General features: G+C 49.8%; 9 protein-coding genes. All 9 read left to right on the forward strand.

What is annotated here, in order from left to right:
• The first annotated feature begins 32 nt into the window (after nucleotides 1–32).
• From AB6805_RS17540 to AB6805_RS17580, 9 genes are read left to right on the forward strand one after another with little or no spacing between them, the layout of a single operon-like run.
• Nucleotides 33–947 carry a hypothetical protein gene (locus AB6805_RS17540; RefSeq protein ID WP_370910742.1) on the forward strand — a complete coding sequence of 305 codons (915 nt, stop codon included), beginning with the start codon at nucleotides 33–35 and terminating at the stop codon, nucleotides 945–947.
• A 57-nt stretch (nucleotides 948–1,004) separates the two neighbouring features.
• Nucleotides 1,005–1,472 carry a phage tail protein gene (locus AB6805_RS17545; protein ID WP_370910743.1) on the forward strand — a complete coding sequence of 156 codons (468 nt, stop codon included), beginning with the start codon at nucleotides 1,005–1,007 and terminating at the stop codon, nucleotides 1,470–1,472.
• A gap of 1 nt (nucleotide 1,473) precedes the next feature.
• Nucleotides 1,474–1,974, forward strand: coding sequence for a phage tail protein (locus AB6805_RS17550; protein WP_370910744.1), 501 nt, complete (start codon nucleotides 1,474–1,476; stop codon nucleotides 1,972–1,974).
• 3 nt (nucleotides 1,975–1,977) lie between these two features.
• A complete protein-coding gene (locus AB6805_RS17555) occupies nucleotides 1,978–2,157 on the forward strand; it encodes a DUF5908 family protein (protein WP_370910745.1) in 180 nt (59 codons plus the stop codon).
• A complete protein-coding gene (locus AB6805_RS17560) occupies nucleotides 2,154–2,849 on the forward strand; it encodes a hypothetical protein (protein WP_370910746.1) in 696 nt (231 codons plus the stop codon). The genes AB6805_RS17555 and AB6805_RS17560 overlap by 4 nt, the downstream gene beginning before the upstream one ends.
• Nucleotides 2,846–4,621: a type VI secretion system tip protein VgrG gene (gene vgrG, locus AB6805_RS17565; protein ID WP_370910747.1), complete on the forward strand. Its 1,776-nt coding sequence runs from the start codon at nucleotides 2,846–2,848 to the stop codon at nucleotides 4,619–4,621. The genes AB6805_RS17560 and vgrG overlap by 4 nt, the downstream gene beginning before the upstream one ends.
• Before the next feature lie 53 nt (nucleotides 4,622–4,674).
• Nucleotides 4,675–4,965, forward strand: a complete 291-nt coding sequence (locus AB6805_RS17570) for a PAAR domain-containing protein (RefSeq protein WP_370910748.1) — start codon at nucleotides 4,675–4,677, stop codon at nucleotides 4,963–4,965.
• A 15-nt stretch (nucleotides 4,966–4,980) separates the two neighbouring features.
• Nucleotides 4,981–5,409 (forward strand): GPW/gp25 family protein, encoded by a 429-nt coding sequence (locus AB6805_RS17575; RefSeq protein ID WP_370910749.1) that lies wholly within the window; start codon nucleotides 4,981–4,983, stop codon nucleotides 5,407–5,409.
• Nucleotides 5,410–5,451: 42 nt separating this feature from the next.
• Nucleotides 5,452–9,924 (forward strand): hypothetical protein, encoded by a 4,473-nt coding sequence (locus AB6805_RS17580; RefSeq protein WP_370910750.1) that lies wholly within the window; start codon nucleotides 5,452–5,454, stop codon nucleotides 9,922–9,924.
• Nucleotides 9,925–9,931 lie beyond the last annotated feature (7 nt).

Raw genomic sequence — 9,931 nt, forward strand, 5'->3', positions numbered from 1 at the left:
TAAATATTCCTGATCACAAAAAAATATTCACCATGAATTGCGATAAAGTGTATGACCCCTTTATAGAAAGTGAAGACTCCTGTTGCGCTACCATCCCCGGCAGCAACGAAACGGAGTGCGGCTGCGTGGATGACTGGAAAAAAGAACTGAAAGCAAAAGGCAGCCTGTATCAGCAGAAAGCAGCCGAAGCCGCCAAGAAAAAAGAAGAGCTGGCCCGCGCACTCGACTGGCGCAATAAAGTAAAGCTCTACTTCGATAACGTACAGAAAAGCGCCGAGAAAGCAGACGCCATCACCAGCAAAGTAAAAGTAGTGCTGGACATCCTGGAGAAACTCTGCAAAAGCACCGGCTTCTCTGTAACAGCCATCGAAATCTTCTTCTGCATGACCAAAGAATTATATACAAAAGTGGATGAAGTAGCGGCCTGCTACAATAATATTTCCAAAGCCATCGACTGCTCCAATGACCAGGTACTGAAAAAAGGCGGTATCACCGACGCCTGGGTAGACTATGGCAAAAAACTTCAGGACGTGATCGCCATCGGCAATGATATTTTCAACAATATCGTGATTGCCCTGAAAGCGGCTACCATCCTGGATGAAACCATCTGCGAAAAGGACTACGGCATCAAGTCGGCTATCGCTGGTATCGGCTGCATCTTTAATCCTCCCGCCAACGGTAATTCAGGCAACGGTGGTATCAAAGCCGGGGAAGATGACAGCATGGAAATATGCTGCACCGACAAACTGGTATGCCCCGTATTCCCGCTCAAAAATGATCACTACTATACGCTTACCGAAAAGCATCTTACCAATGCGGATGCCCGGCTGGCGGCCATTAAACCGGAATACGATAAAGTAAGCCAGGAAGCAAACCGCCTGCAGGCATGTACGGATAGTCTTACCAAAGCTATCAAACAGGCCCAGGACGCCAAAGCCTGTAAATAACGGCGCCTGACCAATAAGCACTGTTCAAATTTTTATCATCTTTTTAAATTTAAAGATATGCCCGCAAAAGGAACATACCCGTTACCCAAATTTCATTTCCTGGTAGAATGGGGAAAAGACGTACGCCTTGGATTCACAGAAGTTTCCGGCCTCGACTTTGAAACAGAAGTGATCGAATACCGGGAAGGTAACAGCAAGAAATACAATAAAAGCAAACAACCGGGGCTTACCAAGTATGCCAATATCAGCCTGAAACGTGGCATATTTGAAGGCGACTACGACTTCTACAAAGCCTGGCGCGAAACCTACTACTTCCAGGAAGGCAACAAAGCCGGTAGCAAATACCGCCGCGATGTAACCATCAAACTGCTCAATGAAAGCCATGAGCCGGTGATCACCTGGAAAGTACTGAACGCATGGCCTTCCAAAATAACTTCCACTGATCTGAAAGCCGACGCCAACGAAGTAGCCATTGAAACAATGGAACTGGTGCATGAAGGGCTGGAGATCATGAACGTAGACTAACATGGCACAAGCAGTGATAAAGCCCGATAACTTCTGGCAAACGGTAGGCTTCCATTTCTCTGTCACCTTTTTTGGATTACCCAAAAACAGCGGTGGCAAAGATTCCGGTTCGGATCTCGATATCCGCTTTCAGAGCGTCACTGGCCTGGAAGCCAGTATCGGTACCGAACAGGTAAAGGAAGGCGGGGAGAACAGGTTTGAGCACAACATCCCCGTACGGCGCACCTATTCGCCGCTGATACTGAAAAGGGGGCTGCTCCGGCCGGATGATTCTTCCTTGTCGGCCTGGTGCCGCAGGGCGCTGGAAGACCAGCAGATCAAGCCTTTGCAACTGGTAAAGGTGGCGCTGCTGGATGAGGAACACAACATCCTCATGTACTGGAACCTCGCCTGGGTATGGCCCCGCAGCTGGAAGCTGGGAGAGTTACATGCAGAACGCAGCGAAGTGCTGATAGAAACACTGGAACTGAACTATAACCGGTTTGAATTTAAAAACAGCTGAGTCATGCCCATAGAAATCCGTGAACTGATCATCAAGGCAGAAGTAGCGCCGGATAGCGCCTCCGGCGGATCTGCCGGCAGCAATACCACCGCGGCCGGCGATGGCAGCCATGCAACAGAAGCCATGATCGCGTTGTGCGTGGAAAAAGTATTACAGGCACTGAAAGAAAAAAATGAACGATGACAGACGCAAAAGTGGAAAAGATCTACATCCTCACTTATTCCGACAGGTTGCAGCAACAACTGGATAACAGCCACAAATTTACCGTCCCGGTAAATGCGGAAACTTATACCCGGTCGCTGAAGGTAGACTATGACATCCGCCGTGAGCCAGGCAGCCAGAAAACGGAAGCGCGTTTTATTTCTACCATCCCGGAAGAACTGAAGCTCGACTTTGTACTCGACGGTACCAACACCATAGAAGGATACGGTTATCCCGGTATGGATGTACAGGCGCAGGTAAAGCTGCTGCTGGATACCGTGTACTACATGGATGGGGAAACACACCGGCCACGTTTTCTGAAAGTGTTCTGGGGCAAACAGATCGCATTTCCCTGCGTCATGTCCAACCTCGACCTGAACTACGTGTTGTTTAATGCAGACGGAAGCCCGCTCCGGGTAAAAGTCAGCGCTACCTTTCTCAACTACCGCGCAAGGGAAGCCAATGAAAGGGAGCAAAGCAAAGCTTCGCCTGACCTTACACACCACCGCGTTTTTAAACAGGGCGACCGGCTGGATCTTTTCAGTTTTAAAATCTACCAGGAACCTAAGTACATGTTACAGGTAGCCCGGCAAAATAACCTCACCTCTTTCAAAAGAGTACCGGTTGGCAAAGAGATCTATTTCCCTCCATTCGATAAAAGCGAAGTATCATGAACGAAACAGGAATACCCAATACTTCTGCACATGATGTAGCGAGTTACAACATCCTGTTGAACGGTACCACACCGCTGAATCCCGTGTACGAGGTACTTTCGCTCACACTTACACAGGTGGTGAATAAAATTCCGATGGCAAAGATCGTGTTGCGCGACGGCGCCGCCGCCGACCAGGAATTCGCTATCAGCAACACCGGCGACCTGCTGCCCGGCACCAAACTCACCATCAAAATCGGCCGCGATGGCTCCAATAAAGTATTATTCAAAGGCGTCATCGTACACCAGGGCATCAAATTCCGCCAGGATGGCAACCCCGTGCTCACGGTCGAATGCCGCGATGAAACCGTGAAAATGGCCATCGGCAGGCATAGCCGGTACTATGAAAAAGTAAAGGACAGCGAAGTGATAGAACAGCTCATCAGGGGATACAGCAGTTTAAGCGCAGACGTAGAGGCAACAACGGTTCAGCACAAAGAACTGGTACAACACCACAGCACCGACTGGGACTTCCTCCTGCTTCGCGCGGAAGCCAATGGTAAACTGGTGATCGCCGACCAGGGAAAGGTAAAGGTAAAGAAACCGGATACCACTGCATCGGCTGTATTACAGCTTACCTACGGCGCCTCCCTGATGGAACTGGAAGCAGAAATGGATGCCCGCTATCAATGGAGCTCCGTACACGCCAGCGCCTGGGATTACACCGGTCAGCAGTTATACGAGGCAGAAACTTCTTCGGCCGATTATACAGAGCAGGGCAATGTTTCCGGCAGCACACTGGCAGACGTGATCGGGTTGCAACACTATGAACTGGCGCACAGCGGCCGCCGTGCAGCGGAAGAACTGCAGCAGCTCACCAATGCCGCCATGCTGAAAAGCAGGCTGGCAAAGATCCGCGGCAGGGCAAAGTTCCTCGGCTTCTCCGGCGTGGCACCCGGCGATATGGTTACGCTCCAGGGCATCGGCAACCGGTATAACGGCAACGCTTTTGTAACCGGTGTGCGGCATGAAGTAGCACACGGCAGCTGGGACACGCATATCCAGTTCGGACTGGAACCCGACTGGCTCGCGGAAGCTTACAAAGATATTTCAGATATTCCCGCAGCAGGAATGCTGCCCGCTATCCACGGCCTCCAGATCGGGAAAGTGGTACAGCTCCAGAATGATCCCGACGGCGAACACCGCATCCTGGTAAAGATACCGGTGATAGACAACGCCGCCCGCGGTATCTGGGTAAGAGTAGCCAGCCTCGATGCAGGGAATAACCGCGGCGCTTTCTTCCGCCCGGAAATTGACGATGAAGTGATCGTGGGCTTTATCAACGATGATCCACGCGACGCCATTGTGCTGGGAATGCTTAACAGCAGCGCGAAACCAGCTCCCATCACCGCGCAGGATGCCAATGATGAAAAAGGATTTGTGACAAGAAGCGGCATGCGCATTCACTTCAACGACAGTACGAAAACAATCACCATAGATACCCCCGCAGGAAACAGTATTACGATCGATGAAGCGAGTACCAGCATCAAATTGAAAGACCAGAACAGCAATACGGTCACCATGGATACTTCCGGCATCAAACTGGAAAGCCCCATGAACGTGGAGTTGAAAGCAGGCGTAAACCTGGTGCTGTCGGCCGGCGCGGCCTTGTCGATAGGAGGCGCCAGTATTTCCGCAGCAGCAGATGGCGCAGTGGAATTGAAAGGAGCGATCGCAAAATTATCTTCCCAGGGTATCACAGAAATAACAGGTTCTTTAGTAAAAATAAATTAACCGGCAAACCCCAAAATGAACAACGATTGCCGGTCACTTAAATTGTTAATCTCATGCCTCCTGCAGCACGCATCAGCGACTTTCACACCTGCCCCCTGTTTTCGGGACCGGTACCCCATGTGGGCGGTCCGGTGGTAGGACCGGGCGTAGCCACGGTGATGATTGCCGGTATCCCGGCAGCCGTTACCGGTGACATCTGCACCTGCGTAGGCCCTCCGGATGCGATCGTGAAAGGATCTGCCACGGTGATGATAGGAGGGCGGCCAGCCGCAAGAATGGGCGACCTCACAGCACATGGCGGCGTAATTGTAATGGGAGCTCCCACAGTGATTATTGGCGGTTAAAAAATATTCAGAAACATGTTACAAAATGATCCCCGTTCATTCCTCGGCACCGGCTGGAAATTCCCGCCAACATTTGATCTGCAGAGCGGAGCAGTGGAACTGGTAAGCAACGAAGCTGATATCAAAGAAAGCCTCGACATATTGCTGTCTACCAGTTTGGGAGAAAGAGTGATGCAACCCCGCTACGGATGCGACCTGCAGGACTATATTTTTGAACCGCTCAATGCGAGTATGATCGGCTTCCTGCGCGACCTCGTGGAAAATGCCATCCTCTTCTATGAACCCCGCGTCAAAGTAGAAGAAATAGGCGTGGTGCCCATGGATAGCCCCGACCTGATAGAAGGAAGGTTTACTATCTCTATCGACTATACGATTGCAAGTACTAATTCAAGGTACAATTATGTGTATGATTTCTATTTGCTGGAAGCAGCGCAAAAACCCTGACAGGCGCCTCCGCTGCAGGGTTATCAATTAATCAGTTAAATCATGATCGTACATCCTTTTCAATATGAACCAGGCATCAGTCAGCGCAACCGGCTACTACCGGCCCTGGATGCTGCCTCCGCACCAATAGACGGGAGAAAGCTCGCGGACCTGCTCCATTATTTCGTTCAAATGGCGCCGCAGATCAATTACTATCAATATAAAGACGCGTACCTGATCAACGACTGGCAGCCTTTCTTCCGGAACAGCCTCCCTTTCCTGCTGGCACAGCTGACTAAAACAAATACCAGCCAGCTGAAAGATAATTTTGAAGGATATGTAAAACAGGTACATGAACGCCCCGCAAAAGATACGCTTCAACTCCTGATCAATTTTTTATATGATGATGTAATCGTTCCCATTGCTCAGTGGCAGGTAGCTTTTCATGGCACCGGGCTGCCAATGGAACGTAGTATAGAAGCCATTATTCAGCAAAAGCTCCGTACACCGCTGTCACGGTTTATCCAGTTCACCAACGGCGCCGTGAAATGGTTTTGCGTTCGTCCCCTCGATCTTTCACAAATTAAAAATGAAGAGATATGGGGCATCGATCCGCTGTTCGCTTACCTGGAATGGAATGAAAGTTTTCATTACGCCGCTACCTCCCGCGAAAAAGCATTACTGCTGTTGCAGGCCTACCAGTCCATTTTTCAGCCATTCCTGGATGCTATTGCCGCTGTTGCCGCACTGGCGCCGGACAGCATCTCAGAAAGCCTGCAACCACTGAACGAAGCCTATAAAAAGAATCATACGCCGCACCTCGGTCTGCTCTTTGCATTCCTGTATCTCTTCTCACACGTACAGCAACAGCTGAACGGGTTCACCCAAAAACATTTCGATTTCTTCTTTCAACAGGTATTAAAACTGGTACCCAAACCCCTCACACCGGATAAAGCGCATGTGGTATTTGAAGTACAGCAGCCCTTTCCGCAATACCTGCTTCCCAAAGGAACCGCGCTGCGCGATGGAAAAGATAAGCTGAAAACAGATGTGCTCTTCCGGCTGGACGATGAAATAGTGGTAGACAATGCGGCTATCTCCAGTTTACTTACCCTGTATGTAAACCCGGTAACTGCCTTCAAAAGAACGCTGGCAGACGGCAACCAGCTTTGTTACAAAAGAAATTTTATTGAAGGATTGTATATCGCCACCAAAGCCAATATGGCGGATGGGGTAGATAAACCCTTCCAGGAAAATATGCCAAAGAACTGGTTTACCGCCGGTTCCCGCTACAGTAAATTTATTGCACCGGGCAAAGTACAACCGGTGCAACATCCTTACGCCCGTCTCGGATTTATGCTGGCTTCGCCGGTATTATTGCTGCAGGAAGGTACCCGGAATATCATGGTAGATATTGAGTGCGTGCTTTCTGAAAACTGCGACGATAATGTTTTGCTGCAGGATACCGATTACTTCGATGCATTGAAAATAATCCTGAAAAATAAATACACCTACCTGTCGGACGACCTCATTGCGAAAGCAGAAGAAATGGGTGTGGACGCCGCTACCATCACCATACTGCGGGATGCGCTTACTGATGTAAGATATGCCTCAGATGGTACACACGCAGTGTTAACAGACAACGGCGTAACCCCTGATGCGCCTTTGGCAAACATCAACACATTACCGGCGGCAGTAAAAGAACTGTTCAAACCCCGCAGCGTATTGCAGTTGTTTTTCAGCGGTGCAGAAGAATGGATTGCACCGCCAAAGCTCGCAGATATTACGATTGTTCCTTCCGGCAGCGGCTATAAATTAACACTTCAGATAGCGCTTCCGCCGGAAGTGCCTGCGGTTACTTTTTATGATAAGAAAGTGCTCAATGGCAACTACAATACCACGTTGCCGGTATTGCGCGTGGAAGTGGATCAGCAGGTGAAACTAAGCCTGGATGATATACTGATTGAGAAAGTTGGCGGCGATTGCGGCCAGTGCCAGCTGGAACGCCAGCCAAAGAATACGGTGACGGCTATTGCATTGTATCACTTTCTGCGCGACTTCCGCATCCGGAATGTATCTATTAAAGTGGATGTTTGCGGGGTTAAAAACGTGATTGTGCAGAACGATGAAACCGTGCAGGACGTTAACTCGCCTGTATATCCCTTTGGCACCCGGCCTGCGCTGATTGATTTTGAAATACTGAAAGGTAAAAAGGAATTTTCCAATACCGCCAAAGGTCCCAGTTTTTATATCGGCTCCACGGAAATTTTCGGAAAAAAATGGGATAAAGTATATGTGAACATGAACTGGAAAGACAAACCAGCCAGTTTTGAAGGATACTATGCTGGCTACGTCCAGGGCGGGTTAGCGGAAACCGACTTCAAGATTAATAAATATGTTTTGCAGGACGGAAAATGGTTTAAAGAGAATGCTTCAGCAGAAGAACTGTTCACTAAAAATGTGGATGTTCCCTGCGACCCGCAGAAAATATACGATTACTCCATTGCATTCGATCAGCCAACAGCGTTAGGCTTCAAGGATCAGTTCAGTCTTACCAGCGAAAAGGTAACCCGGTACAATGCCGATACCCGTAATTACTTCGCTAAAATAACGCTCGCACGCCAGGACTTTATGCATAAGGACTATGCATTTGTACTTGCCCGGCAGATGACGGCGTTTAACCGCCTGCTGGACGATCCGAAAGATCCGAAGAACAGGATTGATACCGCCGCTTACTACAATTCAGTGGGTTCCCCGGTAGTATTCAATTTAAAAGAATTGAAACAACTGGTACAGGATACTTATGCAGATGCCTTAAATCTTAACAAATATATCCAGGGGCCCAGTGGCCTCGATGGCAGGATTCCATCCGACAGCATGTCGCCGCCCTGGGCATGGACGCCCACACCGGCGGAAGCATTAACGATCCGCTACATATCGAGAGGTCCCAATCCACCGGATTTCCCCACACGTGGCGGCTTTTTCCAGGGATTTGAAGGCCTCACCGAGCTGGCAAAAGATATCAAGGAAAAGCTGGAGGATATCCAGGTATCCGTGGTAGACACCAACACCTTGTCGGCCATCATCCCCAATGAACCCTGGACGCCGGTGATCAGCCAGATCTCCATCGACTACAGCGCTACCGCTATAAAGGAAGATGTACAGCTGCTGCACCTGTATCCTTTTGAAAATACTTTTAAGGAAGAAGTGCTGGACCTGGAACCCTCGCTGTTACCGGTATTCTGCGACGAAGGCACTTTGTTTGTAGGGCTTGACCGTTTGCAGCCATACGGCAACCTGAACCTCCTGTTCCAACTGGCAGAAGCTACGGCCGACTCGGAGTCAAAGAAAGCGGATGTAGAATGGTTTTACCTGTGCAGCAATGTCTGGAAGCCGCTTCGTAAAGGATTTGAAGTACTCAATGATGATACCGACGGATTAACCCGCTCCGGCATCATCAAAATAGCCGTGCCCGGCGATATCAATATAGTCAACACCGTTATGCCCGCCGGTACCTACTGGCTGAAAGCCGCCATCCCCGAAAATGTGGCCGCTGTGTGTGAAACCATTGGTGTGCATACACAGGCCGCACTGGCCACTTTCACCGTGCTGCCGGAAAATGATCCGATGCGCCTGGGTGATGTATTAAAAGCCGGCAGCATTACCAAACTGGCGGAAGCAGATGCACATATCAAAACAGTGACCCAGCTGTATGACGCTTTCAACGGACGGTTGCCGGAAGCCGCAGGACATTTCTACGTGCGCGTCAGCGAACAGCTGCGGCACAAAGGACGCGCTATCCAGTCGTTTGATTATGAAAGACTGGTACTCGAAGAGTTTCCGCAGCTGTATAAAGTGAAATGCGTAAACCATACGCTGGGCCTCGGCGCCAAAGTGTACCAGCAAGACCTGGTAGCTGCCGGCGGTTATGTGGTAGTGGCGGTAATCCCTGATCTGCGCCAGCTGGCAGCGGGTAACCTCATGGAACCCAAAGCGCCGTTAAGCCTGCTGGAAAAGATTCACACCTTCCTCAAACAACGTTCATCTCCTTTTGTACGGCTGAAAGTTACCAATCCAAGATATGAAAGAGTGATGGTCGACATCTCCATTCAATTATATAAAGGGAAAGATGAAAAATATTATACCGAAAAACTGAAAACAGACCTGCAGGAATTTTTCGCCCCCTGGGCGATAGGAAAACTGGATAAACTGTCGTTCGGACAAATCGTGCACCAGGCGGACGTTGTACGGTTTGTGGAGCAACTGGACTATGTGGACTACGTAGAATGCCTTACCATGCAGCATGAGCTGGAAACAGCGCCATCGCAGCATATGGAACCGCATACGCCGCGCTCCATCCTGGTAAGCGGTAACATCACCGTGAGCACACAAAAGAACGCAGTGGTTTGCCCCGATGTGGTAACACGCATCCCTGAACGGGAAACAGACTGTAATATTCCGGAACCCCTGATTCCGCCATGTAACAATACGCGGCAGGAATCGCCGTCAACGCCGCAGGACCCTATCATTAATTAACTACATC

Origin of the sequence: Chitinophaga sp. RCC_12 (genome assembly GCF_041360695.1) — a bacterium.
Taxonomy (GTDB): Bacteria; Bacteroidota; Bacteroidia; order Chitinophagales; family Chitinophagaceae; genus Chitinophaga.

Coding starts and splice junctions, on each gene's coding strand:
- AB6805_RS17560 (WP_370910746.1), top strand. CDS start 2,154: ATGACAGACGCAAAAGTGGAAAAGATCTACATCCTCACTTATTCCGAC.
- AB6805_RS17570 (WP_370910748.1), top strand. CDS start 4,675: ATGCCTCCTGCAGCACGCATCAGCGACTTTCACACCTGCCCCCTGTTT.
- AB6805_RS17545 (WP_370910743.1), top strand. CDS start 1,005: ATGCCCGCAAAAGGAACATACCCGTTACCCAAATTTCATTTCCTGGTA.
- AB6805_RS17555 (WP_370910745.1), top strand. CDS start 1,978: ATGCCCATAGAAATCCGTGAACTGATCATCAAGGCAGAAGTAGCGCCG.
- vgrG (WP_370910747.1), top strand. CDS start 2,846: ATGAACGAAACAGGAATACCCAATACTTCTGCACATGATGTAGCGAGT.
- AB6805_RS17580 (WP_370910750.1), top strand. CDS start 5,452: ATGATCGTACATCCTTTTCAATATGAACCAGGCATCAGTCAGCGCAAC.
- AB6805_RS17550 (WP_370910744.1), top strand. CDS start 1,474: ATGGCACAAGCAGTGATAAAGCCCGATAACTTCTGGCAAACGGTAGGC.
- AB6805_RS17540 (WP_370910742.1), top strand. CDS start 33: ATGAATTGCGATAAAGTGTATGACCCCTTTATAGAAAGTGAAGACTCC.
- AB6805_RS17575 (WP_370910749.1), top strand. CDS start 4,981: ATGTTACAAAATGATCCCCGTTCATTCCTCGGCACCGGCTGGAAATTC.